Origin of the sequence: Paenibacillus sp. FSL R5-0744, from assembly GCF_037972555.1 — a bacterium.
In the GTDB taxonomy this organism is placed as follows: domain Bacteria; phylum Bacillota; class Bacilli; order Paenibacillales; family Paenibacillaceae; genus Paenibacillus_AQ.
In genome coordinates, this window is sequence record NZ_CP150228.1 from 992,495 (window position 1) to 1,017,910 (window position 25,416).

At 46.3% G+C, this 25,416-nt stretch carries 20 protein-coding genes; 14 read left to right on the plus strand and 6 right to left on the minus strand.

What is annotated here, in order from left to right; all coding sequences use genetic code 11:
• Positions 1 to 37: 37 nt before the first annotated feature.
• Both MKY19_RS04390 and MKY19_RS04395 read right to left on the minus strand, forming a co-directional pair.
• Positions 38 to 1,453 carry an ATP-binding protein gene (locus tag MKY19_RS04390; protein WP_339268919.1) on the minus strand — a complete coding sequence of 472 codons (1,416 nt, stop codon included), beginning with the start codon at positions 1,451 to 1,453 and terminating at the stop codon, positions 38 to 40.
• Positions 1,441 to 2,121, minus strand: coding sequence for a response regulator transcription factor (locus MKY19_RS04395; RefSeq protein WP_339271498.1), 681 nt, complete (start codon positions 2,119 to 2,121; stop codon positions 1,441 to 1,443). The genes MKY19_RS04390 and MKY19_RS04395 overlap by 13 nt, the downstream gene beginning before the upstream one ends.
• A 149-nt stretch (positions 2,122 to 2,270) precedes the next feature.
• Between MKY19_RS04395 and MKY19_RS04400 the strand changes: the two genes are divergently transcribed.
• The 5 genes from MKY19_RS04400 to MKY19_RS04420 all read left to right on the plus strand — a co-directional run bounded on the left by MKY19_RS04400 (position 2,271) and on the right by MKY19_RS04420 (position 5,344).
• Positions 2,271 to 2,984: a YceI family protein gene (locus MKY19_RS04400; RefSeq protein WP_339800673.1), complete on the plus strand. Its 714-nt coding sequence runs from the start codon at positions 2,271 to 2,273 to the stop codon at positions 2,982 to 2,984.
• 168 nt (positions 2,985 to 3,152) lie between these two features.
• On the plus strand, positions 3,153 to 3,548 hold the full coding sequence (gene mutT / locus MKY19_RS04405; RefSeq protein WP_149646429.1) for an 8-oxo-dGTP diphosphatase MutT: 396 nt from the start codon (positions 3,153 to 3,155) through the stop codon (positions 3,546 to 3,548).
• Between the two features lie 37 nt (positions 3,549 to 3,585).
• A complete protein-coding gene (locus MKY19_RS04410) occupies positions 3,586 to 3,912 on the plus strand; it encodes a nucleoside triphosphate pyrophosphohydrolase (protein WP_339800676.1) in 327 nt (108 codons plus the stop codon).
• Positions 3,913 to 3,946: 34 nt separating this feature from the next.
• Positions 3,947 to 4,300 (plus strand): DUF1648 domain-containing protein, encoded by a 354-nt coding sequence (locus MKY19_RS04415; RefSeq protein ID WP_339800679.1) that lies wholly within the window; start codon positions 3,947 to 3,949, stop codon positions 4,298 to 4,300.
• A 51-nt stretch (positions 4,301 to 4,351) separates the two neighbouring features.
• The gene (locus tag MKY19_RS04420) at positions 4,352 to 5,344 is read left to right on the plus strand and encodes a Gfo/Idh/MocA family oxidoreductase (RefSeq protein ID WP_339804160.1); all 993 of its coding nucleotides are present in this window, start codon (positions 4,352 to 4,354) and stop codon (positions 5,342 to 5,344) included.
• Positions 5,345 to 5,429: 85 nt separating this feature from the next.
• Here the strand turns inward: MKY19_RS04420 and wrbA are convergent, their stop codons facing one another.
• A complete protein-coding gene (wrbA, locus tag MKY19_RS04425; RefSeq protein WP_042185089.1) occupies positions 5,430 to 6,071 on the minus strand; it encodes an NAD(P)H:quinone oxidoreductase type IV in 642 nt (213 codons plus the stop codon).
• Positions 6,072 to 6,224: 153 nt separating this feature from the next.
• On the opposite strand from wrbA, the gene MKY19_RS04430 reads away from it, so the two are divergent.
• Entirely contained in the window at positions 6,225 to 6,707 is a 483-nt protein-coding gene (locus MKY19_RS04430) for a GyrI-like domain-containing protein (protein ID WP_339800682.1), read from the plus strand.
• Positions 6,708 to 7,345: 638 nt separating this feature from the next.
• Positions 7,346 to 7,891: a pyridoxamine 5'-phosphate oxidase family protein gene (locus MKY19_RS04435; RefSeq protein ID WP_339800685.1), complete on the plus strand. Its 546-nt coding sequence runs from the start codon at positions 7,346 to 7,348 to the stop codon at positions 7,889 to 7,891.
• A 105-nt stretch (positions 7,892 to 7,996) separates the two neighbouring features.
• On the opposite strand, the gene MKY19_RS04440 is transcribed toward MKY19_RS04435, so the two are convergent.
• The 3 genes from MKY19_RS04440 to MKY19_RS04450 all read right to left on the minus strand — a co-directional run bounded on the left by MKY19_RS04440 (position 7,997) and on the right by MKY19_RS04450 (position 10,976).
• Complete coding sequence (locus MKY19_RS04440; protein ID WP_339800687.1) at positions 7,997 to 9,775, minus strand: hypothetical protein; 1,779 nt, start codon at positions 9,773 to 9,775, stop codon at positions 7,997 to 7,999.
• A gap of 111 nt (positions 9,776 to 9,886) precedes the next feature.
• Positions 9,887 to 10,813 (minus strand): hypothetical protein, encoded by a 927-nt coding sequence (locus MKY19_RS04445; protein ID WP_149646435.1) that lies wholly within the window; start codon positions 10,811 to 10,813, stop codon positions 9,887 to 9,889.
• On the minus strand, positions 10,806 to 10,976 hold the full coding sequence (locus MKY19_RS04450; protein WP_155288085.1) for a hypothetical protein: 171 nt from the start codon (positions 10,974 to 10,976) through the stop codon (positions 10,806 to 10,808). The genes MKY19_RS04445 and MKY19_RS04450 overlap by 8 nt, the downstream gene beginning before the upstream one ends.
• A 187-nt stretch (positions 10,977 to 11,163) precedes the next feature.
• Between MKY19_RS04450 and MKY19_RS04455 the strand changes: the two genes are divergently transcribed.
• The 7 genes from MKY19_RS04455 to MKY19_RS04485 all read left to right on the plus strand — a co-directional run bounded on the left by MKY19_RS04455 (position 11,164) and on the right by MKY19_RS04485 (position 25,410).
• Positions 11,164 to 12,981 (plus strand): vWA domain-containing protein, encoded by a 1,818-nt coding sequence (locus MKY19_RS04455; protein ID WP_339245085.1) that lies wholly within the window; start codon positions 11,164 to 11,166, stop codon positions 12,979 to 12,981.
• A gap of 61 nt (positions 12,982 to 13,042) precedes the next feature.
• Positions 13,043 to 16,432, plus strand: coding sequence for a tubulin-like doman-containing protein (locus tag MKY19_RS04460; RefSeq protein WP_339800691.1), 3,390 nt, complete (start codon positions 13,043 to 13,045; stop codon positions 16,430 to 16,432).
• Between the two features lie 4 nt (positions 16,433 to 16,436).
• Complete coding sequence (locus MKY19_RS04465) at positions 16,437 to 18,839, plus strand: transcription initiation factor TFIID (protein WP_339800694.1); 2,403 nt, start codon at positions 16,437 to 16,439, stop codon at positions 18,837 to 18,839.
• A gap of 331 nt (positions 18,840 to 19,170) precedes the next feature.
• On the plus strand, positions 19,171 to 20,442 hold the full coding sequence (locus MKY19_RS04470; RefSeq protein WP_339800697.1) for a vWA domain-containing protein: 1,272 nt from the start codon (positions 19,171 to 19,173) through the stop codon (positions 20,440 to 20,442).
• Positions 20,443 to 20,464: 22 nt separating this feature from the next.
• Positions 20,465 to 21,106, plus strand: coding sequence for a hypothetical protein (locus MKY19_RS04475; protein WP_042185104.1), 642 nt, complete (start codon positions 20,465 to 20,467; stop codon positions 21,104 to 21,106).
• Positions 21,107 to 21,190: 84 nt separating this feature from the next.
• Positions 21,191 to 22,453, plus strand: coding sequence for a hypothetical protein (locus MKY19_RS04480; RefSeq protein ID WP_042124368.1), 1,263 nt, complete (start codon positions 21,191 to 21,193; stop codon positions 22,451 to 22,453).
• Complete coding sequence (locus MKY19_RS04485) at positions 22,450 to 25,410, plus strand: glycosyltransferase (RefSeq protein WP_339800702.1); 2,961 nt, start codon at positions 22,450 to 22,452, stop codon at positions 25,408 to 25,410. Before MKY19_RS04480 ends, MKY19_RS04485 begins: the two co-directional genes overlap by 4 nt.
• Positions 25,411 to 25,416 lie beyond the last annotated feature (6 nt).

The window sequence follows — 25,416 nt, forward strand, 5'->3', positions numbered from 1 at the left end:
CATGATTATACCATGACGATGGCCCGCAGACTATTTTTTAGTGATCAAGCGGCAGAGACAGCACGAAGGTACAGCCTTCCTGGGAGTGCTTCTCAAGCACAAGGCTTCCGTTCATAGATTCGGCTAAAAGACGGCTGAAGGTGAGACCGAGTCCCAGACCACGTAGTGTGCTCTGTTTGTCGCTACCTCGGAAAAAAGCCTCGAAGACGTGTTCACTATGATTCGATGAGATGCCCAGCCCATTATCCTGAACACGAATCTCCGCCATGCCATGACCTTGCTGTTCAAGCAACTCTACTGTAAGCTGCACCATTCGGTCTGGGGCTTTGGCTTGTACACTGTTATTAAGTAAATTGACGATGATTTGTTGGATACGTAGCGGGTCCCCACACAAAAATAAGGGAGTTCTTGGCATATGGAGCATAGGCTCTGCAACTTCATCCGCTTGTGTCAGCTTCCATTGATACACGATTTCAGATAACAGTGGCACGGCATCCAGTCGATCGTGGCGGACAGAGACGATTCCTGCAGTCAGTGCGTTGTAATCCAGAAGATCGGCAACCATCCGTTGCAATCGTCCAGCTTCCTGCAAAGCAATATCTAGAAATTCCACAGCTTCATCGTCTTCGACAACCCCTTCACGAACGGCATGGATTAGGCCTTTAATAGAGGTCACTGGTGTCTTTAGTTCGTGGGATACACCGGCTAACATAACCGCACGGGACTGCTCAAATTGTTGTAACTTGCCTGCCATCTCTTCAAAAGACAACATCAGTTCATGGATTTCTCGTTCTTTGGCGTCCTTATCCAGAACGATATCATAACGGCCATGACTGATTTGAGCGGCTGCTTTGGCTACTTTCTGGATCGGTTTTGCCAGTTTACGAGACAAGAGGTAAATGGTTAGCCAACTTAATATGATTAGAAATAGCAACAGGGTGGAGAAAAAAATGATCTCCTCCTGAGGGATATGCCTCAGTGATTTCTTGGATTGAAGGACAATCACCTGTCCAAGCGTTTTGTCATCCGATTGTATGGACGCTACTGCAGCTTTGAACTCCGGGCTGCGAGAGTCGTTAAGACTATCATTAAGTTTATGCCTCATCTCATCTTCAGTTAGTGGTGGCATAGAGAACAGCATCTGATTTTGCTGATCCGTAATGATTACACACATTTCTACGGTTAACTTGAAGAATCGTTTTCGGTCTTCAATGAGCATTCCAAGATTTTGGCTGATCTCTATTGAACCCTCACGATTTACGCTCCGGTCGGCAATCTCCTGTGCTAATAATCCAGTAGTCTGCATCCGGTTACTCATAGCTTCTTGTTGGATCCACCAGAACGTCGTTAGTGCAGTTAGCAGGAGGCCAACACTAATGATGAGCAGGTAACGAATCGTCCAATAGGAGAGAATCGAAGTGCGTTTGGGGCTGCTTTTCTTTAGGTTGTCCATAATTGATATCCTGTCCCTCTCAGGGTACGGATTTCCCCCTCATCTACTGGCCAATGCGACAGCGCTTGGCGAAGTCTTTTGATAGACAAGTCCACGGCTCGGTCACTTCCTTCGTAATCCATCTCCCAGACATGTTCTATTAATTGCTCGCGAGTACATATTTGATTAGGTCTTTCAGCCAGAAATAACATGACCGACATATCGCGTGGACTAAGACTCATCTCAACCCCGTTTAAAAAGACAGCTCGTGCAGTAAAGTCGATAAACAAACTGCCATAATGCCGTTTGCGGCTACCATCGGACCACTGCGAAGGACGGCGTAACACTGCATTCACGCGTGCCACCACTTCCTCAGGAATAAAGGGCTTAGACATATAATCATCCGCACCACCGTCGAGACCGGCTAGTCGGTCATTGATCCCGTCCCTTGCGGTGAGCATGATCACGGGACAGCTGCTTTTTTCACGGATCAGCTTTAGCAGTTCAAAGCCGTCCATGTTTGGCAGCATGATGTCGAGTAATACTAATGAGGGAGGTGTTATAGCAAAAGACTCCAGCGCAGCACGTCCGTCGGCTACACGGGTGACATGGAAGCCTGCTTTTTTCAGATAGGCACTGAGGACCCTGGAGATAGCTTCCTCATCTTCAACAATTAGAATGGATCTCATCATGTGGTGGTCCTCCAATCTATAAAATTACGACAAGTTTAACACATCATAGCTCGCTCTGCTCTGACTTCTTCCCGACTTATTGCTTTGTTAGAATGAGGGACGAGCTTGAAAATATACAGAATATTTTGAATATTGGAGGGAACAGGATGAAGAGAAAAAGAATAGCCTTGATCGCTGCCGGAGTCATTATCGTAGGAGTAGTCACAGGTTATACATTGCTGGATAAATCGCTGGGCAATAATGTACAGATCGAGTCCGTGATTCCAGGGCAAGCCACAACAGCCGGTAATGGAGAAAGCACGACTAACACTGGAGCACCAGTAGGTATGGCGGTCACAGCCGACCAATTAAACGGTGATTGGACGGTTACGGATGCTTCTAAAGTATATTGGTCAGTAACCACCTCTAAAGAAACAGTAAACTTCGTGGATAACAAAGTTCAAGGTACCTGGAAAATTAATATAGAAGATTCTACTTCGATGGTTGGAGAAGGGTCAGTAGATATGAGCGCTCTGGACTCTGGTAATGGTCAAAGAGATGAGCATGTAAAAGGGGAAGACTTTCTAGCCGTTACGGAATTTCCACAATCTACGTTTGTCGTTAAATCATTCTCGGAGCTGCCAACGGAATGGACCGAAGGAGCCACTGTGCCGGTTGAAATGCAAGGAACGCTTACAGTGAAGGGTGTAGAAAAGGATGTTACCTTCCAGTCTCAAGCAGCGTACAGTGGTGGACAGCTGATGCTGTCGGGTACAACAACAGTGGCTTTTTCTGATTTTGGCTTAAGCAATCCACACACCGTTGTGCTGGATACGGAGAACAATCTTGAGGTTCGATTAGAGCTTGTGCTGAAGAAATAGCAGCAGTCTTTCCTTAAGGAAGATGTTGCTGTCAATTTATAGAGAAACTGTACGGAAGAGACTTTCCCGGGCCTAATAGCTTTTGGGAGAGTCTCTTTGGTTTGGAATGAAATGTATGTTTTAATAGAAGTATCTGTCTAATAAAAAGCAATAAAGGAGGTGTTCCTTGTGATCCAGGTGGCGGCAGCGATTATACATAATGAAGAAGGACAGATTCTTATTGCTCGGCGCAGGCAAGGTAAATCTCAGGCAGGTCTGTGGGAATTTCCTGGCGGCAAAATAGAGCAGGATGAAAGCATCGCAGATTGTCTGCAAAGAGAGCTTCAGGAGGAGATGGGGATAACAATCCTTCCCTATGAAAGCTTTGGCGTGAACGAGCACAACTATGGAAGTGTCGAGATCAGACTGTTTGCTTGGAAAGCCCGATATCTGGGAGGTGTAATTGAACTTGTCGATCACGATGAATATAGGTGGGTGTTTCCAACTGCACTCGGTCAGTTCACTTTTGCCCCTGCAGATATTCCTTTTGTAGTACGGCTAATGGTGGGGTCAGATCAAGTGTGAGGGCAGTCTGAACATCAAGTAGAAAGGAAGAACTTAAGTGACCGTATATGAAAAGCTAGTGCGTGATGGAATCCCTAACCTGATAGCTTCTCAAGGTAAAGACTTTAAAACAAGAATATTAGAGTCCAAAGAATACATAACTGAACTACGTAAAAAATTGAAAGAAGAGTCGGAGGAGTATTCTCGGGCAGTGAGTAATGAAGAAGCTCTAGAGGAGCTTGCCGACATGCTGGAAGTAATTCAAGCGCTGGCGGAGACCCATGGAAGTAATAGCGCAGAGCTGGAGGAGCTTCGTGCGGAGAAAGCTGAACGTCGTGGTGGATTTAAGGAACGGATATTTTTAATTGAAGTGGAAGGAGAATAACTAGAGATTATTGTTCCGTATAAGGAGGTTATTAATGTTGTCCAAAACCAAACTGATGATGATCTTAAGCGGTGTGGTAGCCTTAATTCCTGTAGCTATTTATTTATTCCTATATTCCAAAATGCCTGATAGGGTCCCGATCCATTACGATGGGAACATGGCTGATAGATTTGTAAGTAAGTCTAGTCTGGAGGTTATTTTGCAAAGCGGGCTTGGATGTTTGGGATTTATAATCATGAAACTCCTGCAGTTCCTTTTGCAAAAAGCGTTTATTCAGAGCTCGAACGAGCATTCAGCGGCTTTGAGCAGGATCTGGAATATTGCTATTTTGGTGGTGACGGTGGTGTTTGCTGGCATCAGTTCCTATACATTTATTAGAATGGTCTGATAGAATTAAAAGAGACTTAGCAGAAGGATTAGGAGGAACATGCATATGAAAATGGATAACGCTTACAAGGTAAGATGGGGAATTCTCAGTACAGGCTGGATTGCCCATCAGTTTGTTACTGATTTAGCTCACGCCAGCAATGGCGTGGCATATGCCGTGGGTTCGCGTTCACAGGAAAGTGCAGATAAATTCGCGAGGGATCATGAAGTACCACATGCTTATGCTACTTATGAGGAATTGGTAAATGACCCGAATGTAGACGCGGTATATATTGGAACGCCACATCCTTTTCACAAAGAAAATGCATTATTGGCGCTACGTGCAGGCAAAGCTGTCCTATGTGAGAAGCCTTTTACCGTGAATAGCGGAGAATTGGAAGAAGTGGTGGCCTACGCTAGAGATCATAAGTTGTTCCTGATGGAGGCCATGTGGAGTCGTTACATCCCGGCGATTGTGAAGGTTAGAGAATGGATCGCCGAGGGTAGAATCGGTGAAGTTCGCTTGGTGAAGGCAGACTTAGGATTTCGCACCGACTGGAATCCGGAAAGCAGATTGCTGAATCCGAAGCTGGGCGGAGGCGCGCTGCTGGATGTTGGGATTTATCCGGTTTCTTTTGCCTCGATGGTGTTCGGACCTCATCCTGAATCTATCTCCAGTACGGTGCATATTGGTGAGACTGGAGTGGATGAGCATTTCTCCATGCTGCTGAATTATGGCAATGGAAAAACCGCTTCGTTGAACGGTGGTATTCGTCTTAATACGCTGGAGGAAGCGCATGTGTTTGGAACAGAGGGCCGTATAATTGTTGAAGGGACGTTAGTGAACCCGAAATCAGCTTCGCTTTATATAGGGGATGAGAAGGTAGAGAGCTTTGTGGATGATCGAGCTTCTATTGGATATTGTTTTGAAGCAGAGGAAGTAGGACGTTGTCTACAAGCAGGGCTAACAGAAAGCCCAGTCATGTCACTGGATGAATCGTTAGCGATTCTGAAACTGCTGGATCAAATACGTGCGCAGTGGGGTCTTAAGTATCCTGGAGAATAAATTTTAAAAATAGTAATACCCCTCGGTTTATGTGCTACTAAGGTAGCTCCGAGGGGTGTTTGCTATATCGATCGAAGGTGGGCGTCTAGTTCTGACTATTGGCGTTTTTACTTTTGCCTGCTTGGACCCATCCAGCCACTTCAACAGTACGCTTCGCTTGATGAAAAACAGCATCACGGATCCGATCCTGCTCTTCGATCATTTTACCGTCTCCATCTACACTGACGCTGGTTCCGTACGGGTTGCCTCCCGCTCCAAATGTGACGGGATCTGTGTAACCTGGTGCTGCGACAATCGCTCCCCAGTGATACATCGATGTGTAGAGTGCCAAGATCGTTGCTTCCTGTCCGCCATGTGGATTCTGTGCTGAGCTCATGGCGCTGACGACTTTGTTTACGGTGAGTCCTTTGCCCCAAATCCCTCCGGTTGTATCAATGAACTGCTTCATTTGAGAAGCTATGTTACCGTAACGGGTTGGAGAACTGAAAATAATCGCATCGGCCTCCACAATATCTTCAGGTGTTGCGACTGGGATATCTTTTGTCTTCTCCGCCAGGGCCTTCATGGCCGGATTGGCCGCGATTTTATCCTCGGGAACCAGCTCCTGCACCTTCAGCAGTTTTACCTCAGCTCCCGCTTTCTCGGCGCTTTCCGCGGCCCATTGTGCTAGCTGGTAGTTAGTTCCTGTGGCACTGTAGTAGATGACGGCTAATTTAATTTTTGACATGCTGGAGTCATTCCCTTCGAGTGTAGTTCCATACTATTAATTACCCCATTGATGCTTTTATAACCCAAATCGATAATTCTGCTCTAACTGGACAGACAGATGTCCACTTCCCTTGTGTATACTGAACTCAATTACAGGAAATGAGGGAGAATAATGAATACTTATTTTGCACAAAAACCGAAAATGACCTTGGCTGGGGTTAGCATACGTACGACAAATGAAGTGGAAATGGGGCCTGATGGGGGCTTGTCACGGCTGTGGGAAACATATTTTCAGAGTAAAATTGCGGGGCAGATGGATACGGTTAAGCCTGAGTATATCTATGCCTTGTATACAGATTATGAGAGTGATTCGTCAGGAGCTTATACCGTTGTGATTGGGCATGAAGTGGCTGGGGAGAGATATTTAGCGGATAGTGGCATCGTTAGTGCGGCTGTTCCGGAGAGCAAGTATATGGTTTTTACGACGAAAAAAGGTCCGGTATTTGAAGTAGTCTCGCAAGCATGGGGGGAGATTTGGACGTATTTTAAGGGCTCTACAGAGATAAGAACTTATACGGGCGATTTTGAAATTTACGATTCACGGAATTTTGATCCTGCTAACACGCAGGTTGAGATTTATATTGCGATTGAGTAGATCGGGTGAAAGATATTTTAGCTAAAAGAAATGTTTCGTGGGGATTTGGGGGCTGCCGAGAGGCAGTTCCTTTTTTCGCGGATGAGCTGAATCCCTCGGGTGAGGGTGAAGGGTTACTCAACGATTAAAACGAATATATATCAATAGAAGGAATGAGTAAATACGCTTCATATTTAAATGCGGATGTGTCGTTAACCAGTAAACGGTAAAAATTTCGTACCATTCGCTGTGTTAGGCTGAAGTGGTGCAACAGAACGGTAAAAATCTCCCACATTAGCTGCGTCTAGCCGAAGTTGCAATCTTCAAGGGCAGAAATGCCCTACATTTACCCTAAAGAGCCCAAAAAGCAAGAAAGAGGGGTAAAAATACCCTACATTTGCCTCAAAGAGCCCAAAAAGCAAGAAAGAGGAGTAAAAATACCCTACATTTACCCTAAAGATGCTCCAAACCGTTTGGGAGGAGATGGAGCAAGTGGAGTGTAATGAAAAACTTGTTGAGTGAGTGAAATGGATGAATTTTGATGGAGTTGAACTAAGGAAGTGTAGACGAAGTAGCTGGTTTAGTTAATATGTTCGATGGAGCGTGACAGACCCAACAAACAAATCACACACAAACCAAAACGAAACGGAGAACACCAAATGGGAAAACAATTCACGGCTATATTACCTGCACATCAGGAGTTTATTCTTCGGCAGCATCTTTTTTTCGTAGGGTCAGCGCCGCTATCTGAAGAGGGGCATGTTAATCTTTCACCTAAGGGTCATGATTGCTTGCGGATTTTGTCTCCTAATCAAGTGGCTTATCTCGATATGACCGGTAGTGGTAATGAGACGAGCGCACATCTGCTGGAAAATGGAAGAGTGACGGTTATGTTTTGTGCGTTTGAAGGACCGCCGAATATTCTGAGACTGTATGGAACAGGGACAGTAATCCTGCCTGGTTCATTTGAATGGGAAGCACTGTACCCTATTTTTACACCTCTGCCTGGAGCTAGACAGATCATTTTAATTGATGTTCATAAGGTACAGACTTCCTGCGGATTTTCGGTCCCATTCATGAGTTATGATGGTGAGCGAGATACGTTACAACGTTGGTCTATCCAAAAGGGCGAAGTAGGTCTGAAAGAATATAGACAAGAGAAGAACACCACAAGTATAGACGGGCTACCGACACCCCTTGGATAAAAAAACTAAGCGGACATGGTGATTCTAGGTTCATGTATATATAAAGTTTCTCATTCGTCACGATGAGCGATCTCTCAATTCGACTAAGCAGTTATCTCATATATTCTACTGTCCAAAACTCATACTACCCACGGATTCCACCACAAACACAGGCACATATTGCTCTCCCATGTCCGTTCCAACAAGCTGATAACCGTTCTGATATTGACCACTAACTAACGCGTTACCTGTAACGGAACCCAAGTCTCCTTGAAGCAAAATATAAACCCCATTCGAATAAGCCAGCATATTACCGAAGTTATCTGCGACGATTTCACAGTGAAAAGATACCTTTTCAAAAGGATGAAGCGCTACATCGGAAGCTGAAATTACCGCATACTCCTGAACAATCTCAGCAAATTGATAGCTGCCATCTACTTTACGATAACGTGCCGTCTGTCCAACGACACCGTCTCCGAGATCCGCGTTAGATACGAGTAAGGAATCATCGGACTGCAGTTCATAGCTATCTCCAGACACTGAAAACAACTGCGAAATACCATCCGATTTCATTTCATATGCTGTAAAAAGGGTACGTCCACCTTCGACCTCAGATTCAGCCAGAACCACGGGGGCACCAGAACCTGAAGAGGCAGCAAGCTGGTCATTAAAAGTTAGACTGCGCAGACTCTCGAATTTTGGTAAAATATTTCCAGTTAAAGTTATGACACTTTCGTCGCTATTCATTGCTGCATAATAGAGGACACCATTGCTATCCGTTCCAGCCACAATGACCTTCTTATCGTGTAGTTCCTTGCTGGAGATGACGTTCCCATATCTGCCTTGCTCTTCACCGCCCGGGAGAAGGCGCACAGGCTCGGCAATATTCCAAGCCAATCTTGTAGCGGCAATGATTGAAGAAGTATCCTCTAACGGAGCAAGATCACTGTATAGTTGAATAGCTTCAGCATATTGACCTTTACTGGTCATGCGCTTGGCATTTTTAAGTAGTTTAGCTTTACTAGTATCTACTAAGGTTAGTACTTTGGATGAAGTAATTCCTGCCGATCCTGCAAAATTACGATAAGCAACAGCATGCCCAGCAAAGGCGGTGATGTTATCGCTCTCTAGATCTTTGTTCAGGATGATCTTTCCGCTACTTTCTGCCTGCCCAAGTACCCATGGCGCTTCGTAACTATGCTGGCTGTAAGCATTCATCATGGAGAGGGTGCTCTCCAGCATGCCTGTAAAGTTTCCTGTGCCTGCTAAGGCTTTTAGTTTAGCTGTATCATGACTTTTGAACTTGGAGGCTAGCAACTCCTCCTTGGATGCAGCGCTTCCGTAATAGGCATCGGGAATCTGCAACAGATTCCATTTAAAAGTGTCTTCTTCACTCTTGTTTCCATCTTGGCTCTGAGCAAGTTCGGTAAGAAACTGCTCCTTAAATTCTCGGAAGTAGGTTGTGAACTGGTCAGAAATGCCTGAATCGGTCGATAACTGGCGATAATAGGATTCATAAGGACCACCGGGCTTCATATATGTAGCTTTTAAGCTGAGGAGAGTATCATAACTTTTCATAAATCCGGTGAAATCTTTAGTCGCAGCTTGTGCTTTAGTGGAAGATACCAAGGCATTCAAACCTTGGCGGATGGCCGTGATTGGTGACAGCTCATCAAGTCGCTTCGTAACCTTTTCTTCCATATAAAGAATGGAATGGTTTGCCGCCGCTAGGCGATACTGATTCTCTGCACTTATCAGATCGCCAGCAGCATAGAGACGCTCGGCTTCCTTGGTTATTTGTATTTTGTCGGCGATGAGAAAAACCTTCTGTCCAAGCATCACAAACATGCTTATACACAAAATGATCATAAAGTTTCGCAGGGTTATTAATTGTTTGAACGTCATATAGAGTAGCCTCTTTTTCAAAATATAAGAAAGCATAGTTTCATATCATTCTTTATTCTTATATTTCACCGAGAAACAATTATGCCGTTTCTTCTTGAAATATAAGAATGTCTATTGAACTTCGGGGTCCCAGCGGTATTTGGCTTCACGAATATCCGCTACTCTTTGGTCCAAGCCATTCCACGGTTCATGGGGATTCGCAGCAATGAGTTTGGATAACCGCATAAAGCGGTCTTTAGGCAGATCTTGCACGTATCGGCCGATCATACTGGAGTAGAGCAGGGCATAACGCTTCATTCTTACTGCAGCTCCGGCAACTCCCGTAAGGATGGTCATACCATTATTCATATGACGAATTTCTACTTCATAGTTCTTTACGTATCGTAGTGTACGATCTTTGATCAGATCAGGACGGACCTTAGCGATCTCGCCGATATATTCGGCTAGCAGCGGCTCGAAATCCTTAAGAAGAAGCTGCTCCAGTTCTAAATCCATATCCTTGCGAAGCAAAAATCCATGCAGCAAGGCGATACGCTGCCGTGCGATCCGGTCACCACGAAGCAGGATGGAGAGTTCGCGCAGCTTCTCGTAGGCAAGCACATCATCCTCACGGAGTACGGAGACAGCCTCCTGACGGTTGATCTCCAGTCCCTCTTTGATGATGCCAATCCCTCGTCCAAGCAGCTCGTTAAGAGAACGAAGATTCTCGTTCTGCCGTGCTTTTCGCTGCGTATAGTACAATAGTCCAGCGAGGAGAATCCCTCCGGCACCACATAACATCATCTGCTCTATGCTATTCCCAAAATAGACGGAGGCTAGTGTAAGCAGTAAGATGAATAGGAGGCGCGTATGCATTTTTCTTCCTGCAATAGATGCAGCTTGCTTTTCTACCGTAATTAGTGAGTCTTTACCGCATTTGGTGCATCGATCTTCACCGAGAGCGGTGTATTGTCCGCAGTGGCGACAAATACGAAGCTTGTCATAAGCATAACGCGGGGCCTTGAAAGGCCGGAAGGTAACGGGTCTTTTCTTATTCACGGCCTTTATCGCCTCCGTTCAAAGCGGCTAGCAGTCGATCGTTAATATCATCACGTGTCAGTGGTTTGCGCTGATGTGCGGCATAAATGGAAATCTGAATTACGGCAATTAGGAACGTAATCCCAAGAATGACGTATGAAATCATGGAACAGTCCTTTCTCATGGACGCCTTGCAGATCGGATGTCTCATAGAATGATCACTCTATGCATCATTGCTACTTTGGTCCGGCGGTCCTAAAGTTGAAGTTTACAAGGTTTAATTATATCATAATGGCATACTATTTACAGATTTTAGCGACAGTGCTGAAGCTGTCATATGTGCCTAATATAACACAAGAGGAGCCCTATTTATGCTTCGTAAATATCAAAGTATTAGAACAACCAAGACTCTCTTTCTACGTATCTTTCCGGCATTGCTCCTGGCTCTTTGTCTAGCTGCCTCGCCTTTTGCAGCTGTTAAGGCCTATGCGGCTACGTCGGCGCAATCTCACATTGATGCGGTGCTTCTTATCGATGTCAGTAACTCCATGAAGACTAGTGACAAGAACAAGGTCGCGAACGAAGCGATGAAAATGTTCATAGATATGCTATCCACTCAAGGTGATAAAGTAGGTATTGTTGCCTATACCGACAAAGTGCAGCGGGAGAAGGCCCTGCTGGAAATTAACTCAGAGACAGATAAACAGGATTTGAAGGATTTTATTGATGGACTGGACCGTGGAGCTTATACCGACATTGCTGTCGGTGTGGAAGAAGCTGTGAAGGTGCTCCAGAATGGTAGCGATCCGAAACATGAGCCAATCATCGTAATGCTAGCTGACGGCAATAACGATTTCAACAAAACAACAGGCCGGACGCAAAGCGAATCGGATAAAGAACTGAACGCCGCTGTGGAGGTTGCCAAGAAGAATGGCTATCCCATTTATACGATTGGTCTTAACGCAGACGGCAAGCTGAATAAACAGAAACTCGCTGATCTGTCCACTGAGACAGGTGGTAAAGCATTTTCGACGGACTCCGCTGATGATCTTCCGCAAATACTTAGTGAAATTTTTGCTAGTCATCTGAAGCTAAAGGTAGTACCTGTGCAGTCGATCACTGCAAATGGGGATTATCAGGATGTGACTGTCAACGTGCCTAACGGCAGTGTTTTGGAAGCCAATATCTCAATTATGTCGTCACAGCCTGTGACCGCGAAGCTAACTGATCCTTCAGGAAATGCTGTCGCCATCCCGTCCAAGGATGTTGTGCTGTCGAAGTCTTCTACGTATAGCTTGATCAAGCTGTTGTCACCGCAAGAAGGAGATTGGAAGCTTCAGGTCAAAGGTGTGCCAAAGGATAAAATTGATATTAATCTAGTTTTTAACTACGATTTGGAGCTTAAGATCGATGCGTTGCCATCAGCAACCTATAAAAAAGGTGATAAAATTGATATTACCTCTCACCTGTTCAGCAATGGTACTCAGGTAACGCTCAGTAATTTGTATCAAGATATGAAGGCGGTACTGCTTGCTACAGATATCGATACAGGTGATGTACAGGAAATCGAACTGGATAACTCCGGGGATGTTTTTAAGGGCACCTTCGAGGTAAAAGAAAGCCATGACTATGAGCTGAAGGTTCGTGCAGAGGAAAGCAGTTTCTATCGTGAAAGTGCTCCTGTAAAAATCAGCGCGAAGGCAGGTGGCGCTGCAACTACCAGTCCTTCGACAGGAACGGGCAAAGAAGAACCTCTGAAAGAAGCATCGTCCAATACCTTGTATTACATTATTGGTGGTATTCTTCTGGTGTTGGCAGCCGCTGCGGCATGGTATGTGCTGAATAAGAAATCGGCACGTGGTTTTGTTGGACAGCTGGTAATTGAGGTTAAAGACGGCAATACGGGTGAGAAGACCTACCCACAATATAAGAAACTTGCTGGATTCAGAGGCAAGTTCACCCTTCATCAGCTGCTGCAATTAGCGCCTGAGCTGAAGGAAAGCGAGAGTATTATTTTCACACCAGCTAAGAATGACCGATTGCTGTTACGCAGTGGAGAAGGTATTACTGTAGAGAGATCCGGACGTGCTGCGGATGCCTCGCGTGGTCTTGAGCTGAAGAGTGGTGACCGCGTTTCAGTGTCCCTGCACACGGTAGATAAGACGATTTATCTCGAATATTTAGTATAGAAGTGGTTTTGCAAGAAATCTGAAGTACAGCTTCCGCAAAACTTTTAGGAGGATAAAGCATATGAAACCAGTAGTAAGAGAGCATATACAGCAATTGGATGTATCACTAGGCGGCGGGATTGTCAGCGATAAGATCAGGGTGGATACGATTGATAATCCGATCCTGATCATTGGACTAGGCGGCACGGGCATTGATGCCCTGCTGCGTCTTAAATATCAGATTAACCGCCGCTTTAAGCTGCCGGAAGATCCGATATCCAAGAAGAAGCGGGACAAGCCGGATAATGTAGAGTTTCTAGCTTTTGAAACGAATGAACAGGATCGCGGAAAGAAATACAAAGGGATCGGACTCGATCCACAGAATGAATTTGTATTGCTGGCGAACGCTGAAATCGGCGGATTGCTGCAGAACCGCAGTATCCTTGATTCGTACATCACGGATTGGCTGTCACCCGAGCTGAGTATCACAGATGGTATGAACGGTGCCGCTGGTGTGCGGCAGGCTGGACGTCTGCTCTTGTTCACCAAGATTAATCAGGTTGTAGGAGCGATTGATAAGAAGATCAAGACCTTATCTGTAGGCACGAACAAAAAGCTGATGGTCTTCCTTTTGACAGGTCTGTCAGGGGGTACAGGTAGTGGAGCGTTCCTTGATATTGCCTATATCGTACGCGGTATTATTGAACGTGATTATGGATCAGCCGGTATTGACCGTGTGAACACACTGGGTTATCTCTTTACACCGGACGTGAACCTGTCTAATAAAAGTCTAAGTGAGCATACGCGTGAATATATTCGCAAGAACGGTTATGCGGCGCTAAAAGAGCTGGATTACTGGATGAATGTAGATAGTCGTGGGGAGCGATTCCAGCAGCAATACGGGAATATTTTGACGGTAAACTCTCCACTGCCTCCGTTTAATTTATGCCATTTGATCTCTGCAACGAATACCGAAGGTAAGCTGTTAGAGAATGCGTATGATTATTGTATGAACGTAACGGCTGAGAACATCACGAACTTTATGGCAAGTGAAGAGAAACAGTCTGGTGAAGAATTCGCCATCCATGACTATATCAGTAATATCCGCACCAATATTGCGCAGATGAATAAGACTTATCCAGCTAACTATGAGTACAACATTATCGGTGCCTCGTCTGCCGTGCTTCCGATTGAGGAAATGACGACTTATCTGGCTTTCCGCTTGTTTGATAAAATGGAAAAAATGTTCCAGCAGGCGCCTGGTCAAGAGGATGTAGAGAAATTCGCACGTAAGCTTGGGATTGATCTCGACAGTATGATTAAAACCTTTGAATCCCGTGTGCCTGAGCCATTGCCAGGTTACGAGAACAGCGAACGCCTGAGTCATGCCAATGTAGTCAAGAATCAAGTGGTAAGTATGGATACAGAGCTGGAGCAGAACTTCCTGGCTCGTGCCCGTGAGGAATATATTAAATCGAAAAAGCAGCTGCCTGGCGAAATTGTTGGACGTTTCAGTGAAGAGCTGGAGCGCATCTTCCTGCACCCAGAGCAAGGGCCATTCTACGTTTCCCGCCTGCTGTACACCGAGAAGGGCTTCTGTATTTTGAAGCTGATTCAGTCTTATATTGAGGCTTTACGTGAAAGCTTGCTGCGTCTGCCACGCGATATTGAGACGGCACAGGACAGTGCGGATGAGAAGCTGAGCGATGCACGCAGTGCTTTTGTATCCAAAGAGAAGAAGAAAAATGCCTATATTGACGCTAAAATCAATGAGTATTGGTTGCATGCCGATGTAGAACGTACTGAGCAAATGATTCAATTTTATGAGGACTTATACGAGCTCTTAAACGATGAAAACAGCCGGATTTATGGTGTGTTTACGGAGATTCTTAGTGCGCTTAGCTCGATTTTTGCCAAGAATGGGGACATCCTTATCAATGGCGAGGAGCAAGCGGATTATAAAGGAAACAAAACTTATTATTGGAACATTGTTAACGTGCCGGATATTTCGGCGACGATCTCCAAAATCATGGATCAGAAGGACGGCGACGACTTGATTCGCGACTTCACCCGTGAAATGCTGAAGCATTCCGGACGTTGGGTTAAGGAACAGGAGATTGATATCGTTCGCTCGATTTCAGAGTTCCTTAGTGATAAGTTCGGGGATCTGATCACCCGTTCGATGGAAGATTTCCTTGTGATGAAATTCGGCCATGAAGAGCCGTTGGATAAGTTCGTAGAGCGGATTATTGCCGGTAAATTGGACGAAGAGGCTGTGCCTACCTTCCACCTTAGCAACAGCTCGGGCAGCTTGCATTTCCCATCATGGGGCTTCGTTTCCGTACCTGTTAAAGCACCTGGCATCCTGAAAGGGATTCGTAATTATCAGAATAATGCGCTTGGCAAATCACAATTTACAATCAAAGAAAGCCAAGTGAAAAACCGTATTTTCTGGCTTAACACCCGCAACGGTGTGCCACTCTTCGTATACACGCCGCTGCGGGTGTTTGAAGAGAACTATGAGCGGACCATTCTAGATAAGGAAGGGATCGGCCGCCATCTGGTGATGACGGATAAGAACAACTGGACGTATCTGCCTTCTCCGATTCCGGAAAAATCATGGGGTGACACCTACGTCAATTCTCGTGTACGTGATTATAACGCACGTGTACGTGCAGACTTTGCAAAGGCGTTGGCAAGCGGAGTGATCATCGAAAAAGGTGTAGACGAGAACACAAGCAACAGATACTCTGTTGTGTTCACGAAACCATTTGATATGGATGCTCTATTGAGTGGATTTGATATGCAGTTAAATTCTTCACGTCCGAATCTCGGAGAAGTGAAGAAGGCGGCTGATGAACTTAAGAATCTGCGCGAGAAGGGCTTGGAACGCGAAGGCATTAAAGATATTTTTGGCAGCATTAACAAAGATATGGCACAGGAGAATCTAATTCGTTCACCGCAGCTGATTTCTCGTGTTCGTGTTGAGCTAGCCAAATATGCTGAACTGACTGCAAAAGCAACGGAGCTTGAAGGGCTGCTCCATCAATATCTGGACGAAGACAAGTGGATGGACCAATTCATCGAGGCGTTGTATACGGACAGCATTATCAAGAAAGGCGCACTCTACGTTTATGATCGTGATGAAGAAGAGGACGCTTGGGAGCCGTTTGCCAACTTGATGAAAGAACGTAGCTACGTGGAATATGCCGTGTACCGTCATTTCCGGGAGCTGGATGAGAAGAGCCGCAGCGTTCTGCTGCGTAAGGCAGCTCGTCGTGCGAGTGAAATGACTGCCGCTGAAGACGTAATCCCATTGCTCTACAAGCTGGAAGGGCTGTATGTATCCTTCCTTGAAGCACGTGACAGCTTGGAGTATGAACGGGTAGAGTATGAGAGCGGCGATGAGATGTATAGTTTCTACAAGAGTATGACTAGCAAACTCGGCAGCATCCGCAGAAAGTTGAAATAGGCCTATGATCAAAACACTGGCATTATCTTATGGTGAACAATATGCGGTACAGGAAGAGGCACAGCGCAGTAAAGGGGATGGACGCAGTAGCATCCATTACCCTGCCCTGTTTCTGTTCGTAGGCGACAAGGTTGCTCCGGCCATCGGTCCGGTGCTGGATAGCTGCGAACGAAAATGGGATAACGCCGGCGGTGTTATGGCATTACATGCTGTGTCAGGCACGAAGAGTGAGGACACAGACAGAAGTAAGAAGGGCTCTGATGCAGGAGGAAAAGACCGGGTGCTGGCCATGGCCTTGCCGGATATGGCAGGGTCAGATCCACGCACTGTGCGTCATGAACTTTACCGCAAGTTTCATGAGGATACACTTTATCTTGCTGAAATGAATAAAGTTATTCGGCGGCTGAGCAACAGTATAGCGGATTATGGACGCCTATATTCATCTTTTGACGTGATCCATCTCTCTATCATTACGCGGGTCGATGACCCGCTTAATGTATTGTTGCCAGAAATTACACTGCTGGCTCGAGCAATACTCAGCCAGTCTTTCAAGTCGGTACAGACGGATCTCTACGCTTTAATCAATGAGCGGGAGCAAGGGGATAATTTTGGATATTCCAGCTCAGTAGGGCTGGCTTTTCTGCGTGAATTGGACAGAATGCAAGCTGCGGACTATACGTTTAATGCACCGCTGCTTGTAACCGAGGATGGTCTGTCGATTCCAGTGAGTCATGGTCCTTCCGCTTTATTTGACCTTGTGTATCTGCTCTCCGATAAGAATGAGCGCGGCATGATGTCGGCTCACGGCATGGATGATAACTATGAGATCATCTCCCATATTAGCCTACTTAAGAACCGTGTCCGCCCGACTTCTGATCAAGCTACAGGACAAGGTGGTTATAACAATATGACCTTCAAAAGCGGTATTAGAGGTAGCACAGGAAGACAAGGCTACGCCTCCGCAGGCTTTTCTGGCGTGAGAAGACCTAATGTCCAAATTGCCTTGGCCGTGCTGTATCACGCCTTCCGGCGTCTTGCAGCGGATATGCGTGAGGGTAGTCCATGGACTATGCGCGAGCGTCAATCTCTATTAGGGCTGGATCCTGATAGTTTGCGGGAGCATAGGGCGCAGCTAGTCCCGGAGAAAGACGGCCTCAGTGAAATGACGGGGCTAATGAGCCATGGACGTCCGTCCTACAATGAGCTGAAGCAGTTGTCACTTCGTGAAGCTGAACAGCAGCTGTTCGGTGATGGGGGCGAAGCTTATTTCCGTAATAATTTTGTCGCAGAGTCTAACCGGAGAGTAGAAGGTATTCATCCTCTTCGTGGATGGCGCACCCTATTGACGGCACAGGAAACAGCTACGCCAGCAGTAACATTCTATCAGCTTGCGGACTGGACAGCTGATCGTGATGAGGGTGGCAGTGTGCTGCATGCTTTGCGTCAGCATATGACAGGATTGCGTTCAGCACTTGTCTCCGCGCAGGATGAGCTTGAGGATCTTTATGCGGAAAGTGTGGAGCGCCAACCGTTCCAGCGTGTGCCGCTTTTTGACAAACGAACGGTACGCAACTTCATTCATTACTTATTCTCTGCGGTATATGGCAAAAAATATGAGCTATTATGTATGGAAAGTGAGCTTGCGCTGTGCAGTCGTTTGGAATCTGCGCTTGAGCAGCTTCACGTGGAATGTGTGGCCCGTGTGAAAGCTATGGAGACGCTCGAAGAAGAGTTACGTATTACTGTGATGGACAGCATTGGGCGAACGAACGAAACCACTGGCCAGAACGTGATGGAATACTATCGAGTTGTCACAGAAGAAGTAATGAAAGAGATCGAGACCCGGCGTGGGCCAGGAATATTCTTTAGTGACAAGTACATGGGTAGCATTTCTAAGCTTTTAGAGCAAGGCAAAGAAGCAGTAGCGGAGCGTTTGATTGGCATTTGTCAGCGGGAAATATTAACGGCTGATCCGTTTGCTCTATCTTTCGAAGAAGAATTGCTGCGGCGTGCAAATGTTGCGGCTGCTTATGAGAACCGTCAGGTTCTATCCAAGGAAGAGTTGTTCAAGCGTCTGTACCATAATCTGGAGGATAGCGCGACGATCAATGTTCGTCTGTTCGAATACACGCAAGAGCATCGTCATGAGGAAAAATATTTCTTCGGAGACAGCGCATCTGAATTCCTGCGCTATGCATTTGGTTTGGATGAGACGACCCGCATTTATCGCTTAGGCTTTGTGCATGAACAGCGCAGGAGCGGAGTGGAGAAGCTAAATCTGATGGGTGGTTTCCATTTAGAAGACCTGCTCTATTACCGTAATGGTAAGGTTTATTATGAAACCTATGCTCAGAATGGCTATCAGCTTCATGGGGTGAGTGAAGAGCAGCTTCCCGAGATGCGCTGATGGCGTAATAGATGGGTACCCTCACTTTGAGTCTCTTTATTGCATTTTGTGCAATAGATTCATCGGAGATAACCTTTAATTAGAGTTCTGTTGTATTTGATACAATAGATTTAAGTAGATTTCTGGAATAGGGACATTTCTCCTTATTTCCAATGCACATTATGCAATAGAATAGAAATAGATGTTTCTTTTATTCCATTCTATTGCACAAAGTGCAATCTGGGGGATGATTACACATCCGGGCAGCCCGTTAATCGGGCTACATAACCCCCGAACAATGTTAAGGCCATAAGAGTACAATTCAGGTTTCTCCCGGAAAGGAAGTATAACGATGCAGAGAAAAATCAATCTGCTCCTGCTCTTCTTCAGTCTGATCGGCGGCGGGGTCGCCTTTCTTTTTGGCGAGTGGCTGCTAAGCTGGTACAACGATCTGCCTTCCATCTTGCTCGTTGGCATTTATTTTGCCATAGTAGCACTCGGTATCGGCATCGGTTGTCTGCTTGCAGAAATGATCTCGCCACGGCTGAACGGAGCCTCGTGGAAGCAGCGCTACCTAGGTTTATCCTGGAAGCTCCTGCCTCTGATGATTGTCCTTGCACTTGGAGTTGGAGCATTAACAGAATTCGTTTATGAGCTGAATTTTGGCGGTGCTAAACCGGTTAAAAATGTTGTAATGGCTATCGATGACTCTGGCAGTATGGCGCAGAGTGATCCTGATAACAGCCGTTATTCAGCCGCTAAGGCGTTAATCGCGAGAATGGACAAAGACAATCAGGTAGCGGTGGTGACATTTAACCACGAAGCTGTAGTCGTCCAGTCGTTAACACCACTCTCGGATTCGCAGAATCGTGAGAAGGTGTTGACTGCCATTGATAACTTGAAACCAACTGAGGGTGGCACGAACATAAGTGGTGCGATCTCGGAAGCACTTAAGGAGATAGACAGTGACGGCAGAAAAAATCAAGGCGCTATGGTCATCTTGCTGTCGGACGGAGTGAGTAATTTCGACACCTCACGAGAATTACAGACCTATATAGATCGTGGCATTGCCGTAAATACCATTGGTCTGGGGATGCAGGATCCTGCCGGTACCCAGTTGCTGCAGGATATTGCGAAAATAACAGGCGGTCACTATTATGATGTGACAGATACGGCTCTTTTGGGTGATGTATTCCAGCAAATCTATGATCGTTTGGGAGATCGGACATTGCTTACGGTGCGTAGTGATGCTACGGCAGATAGTCCATACTATGCTGCAGTTCGTATTTTGTCGCTGATGCTAATCGGTGCTGCACTTGGACTCGGTCTTGGTATTATGTTTGATAACCGTCATTTAGCAAAAAGCTTCGGAATTGGCGGCGTTATCTCAGGGTTGTTCGCAGGGCTTATTCTGGAATTTGGACTTAGCGGGCACAATTTCACTGACGGCCTAATTCGCCTCCTTGCTGTTCTTATATTGGCTGCAATCATCTCATTATTTACAGGCGTCATTCCAGTAGGTGAAGGACGTATTTACCGTAATAGAAGAAATAATGCAGCTCCTAATCCACCGTCAGAAAGCTTTCCTGATCGACGGAGAAATCGGAATAGCAAAGGATTCTAGTAGTTGAAAGGGGTTTACAGTAATGAGGTACGCCGAGGATAATGCTTCCGCTCTGGTAATAACGGATGTGACATCTCAAGTGGATGAACGGTTCTGTACGCTGAGATGGCGCTGGCCGGACGGCGTGCAGGCGGTGTACATCCATAAGACCTCCGCAGAAGAGGCTTCTATTGGCACCGGGGATATTCCTCCGGTCGGAATGAAGCTCTACACTCGTGAGGAATACAAATCTAACAATGGATACCGTGATCGTTTGGATGAGATCGGCCTAGTCTCCTATACCATATACGCTCGCCTTGCTGAGAACGGAGAGACACTGCTGGTGAGGCAAAGTGACGGTGCGAACCGTGTGGTGGTCAGTGCAGGCAAAGCCAGAATCTATTATTCCGTTCAACAAAAAAGAGGATTATTCGGAAAACAAAAGACCGTACATATGGCGATTACGGCAGAAGTTCCAGTGGCTCGAGATGTCCTCTGTTATGTTAAGAAACGGGGAGGACATCCGGCAGGGAAAGAGGATGGTATTCTCTTTCCCTTTGTACAGGATTTCGCCCCTGGACGCAATGTACTCCCGCCGATTGAGATCGGTAAGGATGATTTTGTACGCATCTTTTTCACCGACGGTCCTAAGTATGGGCTTTATTACGAGCTGGTGCCGGAGTAAGATCAGTCTATGCGTACAAACGAGTGTTGGACAATGCCTGTCCATAGCAAGATACGCAGATACAACTTTTGGGAGGATGAGTAGATGTCTTTTTTTAGCCGTTTTATGAAAAAGAATCAGCCGGAGCCAAGGCCGCTTTTTTATGATATTGTGTGTCCGTATTGCTTCACTAAGTTCTCTCCGGAGGATGTAGTCTTTCGGGCTATGCATAGCCGAGAGGACGATGAGAATTACGCGCTGGGCGAGGATGATGCCTTGAATAAATACCGTGAGCGCTTTGGGCTCGATACGGTGGATGACATAGAAGCAATCATTAATCCGGCGGATATTCCGGAAGAATACCATCATTATACCGATCATGTGTTAACAGGGCTTACGGATCGTTATGGAGTGCTTACACGCAGACGGCTATGTCCATCCTGCCATAACGAGCTGCCTGTGACTGCAGGTAAGGTTCCAAGTAACATTATCTCGATTATCGGAGCTTCCCAAGTCGGGAAGTCGGTATATATGACCGCGCTGATTCATACCTTACAGCATACGACAGCAGGTCATTTCGATGCCGCTTGTATGCCGCTCAACGCGGAGATTAGCCGTAAGTTCCGTACGCTCTATGAAGAACCGCTGTTTGAACGCGGGGATCTGCTAGCTTCCACACAGAAGGAGAAAATGCAGGAGCCGTTTATCTTTCAATTTGTTTTTAAGGATGAAGAAAAGCCGCCGCTGACACTTGTGTTCTTTGATGTAGCAGGTGAGGGCATGGTGGATCAGGATTATCTCGGACTACACGGTCAACATATTAAGAACTCTGCCGGTATTCTGTTTATGGTCGATCCGCTGCAAATCCGTTCGATCCGTGAGAAGATTCATATTAACATCGGTGATCGCCCGGGCGAATGGGTCTCGCAATATGACGAGCCGCGTGATGTTGTGCTGACGATGTTCGGTGATTTTATTGCCTATCAGGAAAAGAGCAAAACTGACATTCCAACAGCAGTCGTTCTTGCGAAAAGTGATATGCTGCATTCACTGAAGGATGAGGATGGCGATTACATTAAGTCCAACAGTAATGTGTTCAATAACTATGTCCATCGCAAAACATTGAATATGGATGAATTCCATAACATCGACGGAGAAATCCGCAGATTTATTGGTAAGGTGGACAGACCTTTTAAAGATACGATGGATGTGTACTTCTCGAATACGGGCTATTTTGCGGTATCTGCGTTGGGCAGTAATCCTGTGAATCAAAAGATTGAGGGTGTCGTAAGCCCGATTCGTGTAGACGAGCCGTTTATTTGGCTGCTGCATAAGCTGAAGTATATTGAGGGGAGCGACGGCCCGTGAATGTTTTCTCAGGGTCTAAGATCGCCCAACAAATGTATACCCGCGAACGCCGCGGATTATTTCGTTCCACTGAAGGTTTTGATACAGTAGCGAAATCGGACAGTCTGGACAATAATTTTATCAAAAAAACACTGCATCCCTTCTGTCTTTACGATGCTCCAGCAGAGCTGGCCGCGCGTGGGGAGAAGGATGAGACTCTATATCCTAGTGCGCTGCACCTGTTCCATGCAGAGAATGGCGACACGGTTCTTGGGACGAGTCGTTATCAAGCGACGGATTTTACGGGCCAGCGGAGCGCCTTTTTTGCACATAACTTTGTAGTTCCGGCCTCACGTTCAGAGGAGATTATTCAGAGCTACGGGGACTTTCTGCATGCTGATTTCGCAAAAAGTTATGAAGGAGAGCTGGGCGGAACCTTGCCGGAGCTGTCTGCTATTCCAGTTATACGTACGGATCGCCGACCTGATCCTATAGCGGGATTACGCTTGCTAGGGATTGATGAAGGGATATTTAAGGCATTGCTGCAAGCGGTGATGCTCTCTGTGGCAGGTAAGAAAAAAATCTATATCGCTCTAAATGTACCTATCACGGAGCTGTCCGCACGTGCGGTGGAGCTTACAGAGATTTTATATAGCGTGCTGCCGTATGAATTCCGCCGTAGATTAGGCGTGATTACGTATGCGAATGAACCGCAAAGCCGTAAATATATTCATCTTAGCTTTGTGGAAAAAGGCTCGCTCCGTCCCGGTGATCGCAGCATCGAGAAGGACTTCACATTCGATTTGGTTTCAGGTCGGATGGGGAATGTAGATTTTGGCGAGTCCCGTCAGCCGTATGCTGATCTGGTTTGGAAGCTTTTACTTCTGAATCCAGGCGATCTCGACGATTTCGTAAGTTTTGCCGATCAGATCCTGCGTGGAGAAAGTTCTGAGCATAAGCTATCGCTCGCTCTCTATAATGAGTTAGCCGTATTTTATGAGATTGAGCAGGGGAATGAGCACTTATATACAGAGAACAAGAGCGCGGTGCTGAGTGGTTTGCTCTCTTATCTTAAAGCGGATGGGGCGATTCATTCCAGAATCCGACTGAATGATATTTTCTTGGAGCGGTTCGACCGAGAATTTGATTTAGTCCGGCAAAGGAATGTCCCGGATCCTGCAATTATGGAGTGCTTTAAGGATTATTTTGTGCTGAGGGATCATAATTACAAAGTCAGAATTGTTGATTATTTCATTAATGGTATGCTTCATAGCGTGGAAGCGGGACGCAAAGATGTTCTCAATGCAGCTTACGGTATCATTGAGAGTAATGATGAGCTAAGCGCTGCTTTTTTTCAACGGGTAATGTCTGAAGCGTATTTCCGCAAGCAGTTATTAGAGCCTTATATGGAATCAAGACTAGTTGCTGCATCTAAATCTGTGGACATTCTGAATTTTGTACTCCATTGGGGCCGTTTTCTGCCGGCTGCGTTAGAGCAACCTTTTGCTCAGGATGCAGTAAGGGATTACTTGCTAGAAAAGCTACAACTGGAAACTGATCCGGTTGCTGCGGTGGCGGAAATTCATGGCACTGTAGATAAAGCGGAGAAAGATCGACGTAGAGGGACAGGCGTATCTCCTAAAGTACTCTCGCTCATGCAGGATCTGGCAGCATCTGCAGACAGATTCTTGCTGAACCGGCTATCCCTCACTGAAATGACGCAGGAGGACTTACTGGAGGTTGTTTTCTTACGTTATGGCAATGTCGTGGATTGGCAGCCGCCACTAGATAGAATTAGCAAGCAGAAAGAAAATGCACTCCGTGCTGCTTATCGCTGGTTTGGTGAAGAGAAGCCGAATGAAGAGATTTTTGCAGGCTTATCTCCAAAGGAGCTGGACGATGTACAGCTGCTCGGTCGCCGTTTACTGAAGGAAGCCCGAGTGCTAGAGCCTTTTGAACGTCTGCCTCTAGCTTTCTACTACACCAGTCAGCGCGAGGGTGGTCCACTGGATTATGACGCACTCTTGGAATTAGTAAAGCATAAAGCCGGTACCGATAAGGATGTTATCTATCGATTTTTTGCATGGTCTCAAGGAAATTCTTTATTTACGATATCGAATAAAAAGCTTTATCCGGGCTACCGCCGGGCGATTCTGAAGTATTTCCAGAGCAGTGACCGCGAAGCCTTCAAGAATCGTGAGTTCCGTAAAAGCTATGTTGCTACAGCACGGCCTGCTCTTCAAAATGTGTACAATGAAGCTCGCTCCCAGCTCGCTTCCCCGCTGGCGCGCTGGATCAGCCGCAGTCGATTTCGACTCCTGATCTCCGGTTCCATCACGGGCATTCTGGTGATTATCGCAATTATCGTATTCAGTATGCTGCGTCCGGATGATCCAAAGACGGCTCTGCCGGGGACAAGCCCTGAGCCGACACCCGTTCAGAGTGCAGGCAATGAGCTGCCTCCGGCTTCAGTATACTTGAAGGATCAGAGCGTCGAAGGAGATAAGGGGAGCAGCATATTGGTGTTCACGTTTGCCAAAGCTGATGATTGTGTGCAATTTAATCCGACGGAGATTAGTCTGATGACTTCATCCAATGTGGTGGATAAGAGCTTTAAAGTCGCTGCTAGCCATGGAACTTGTCCAGTTCCGTCAGCGGATGCCACAGGCACTACTTCTGAAACGGCTGAAGGTGAGGACGCTGCTAACGCAGGAGCCGATGCCACACCGTCTCCAACGCCTTCATCTGATGCGGAGAATAACACAGTTGATCCATCCGCGACAGCTGTCACAGAAGGGGTACAGCCATCCTATCAGGTGGAGGTTACCTTAGAACCGGGAGCGACCATTGTAGAGAAAAGTATGATCAAGGCGGGAAGATTTACATTGATTGTAGATCCCGCTCCAAAGGATACACTGGGTGTTAACGCAAGTGCTGAACCTTCTCCAACTGCAAGTCCGGAAGGAACAGCTGAATAAAGGAAT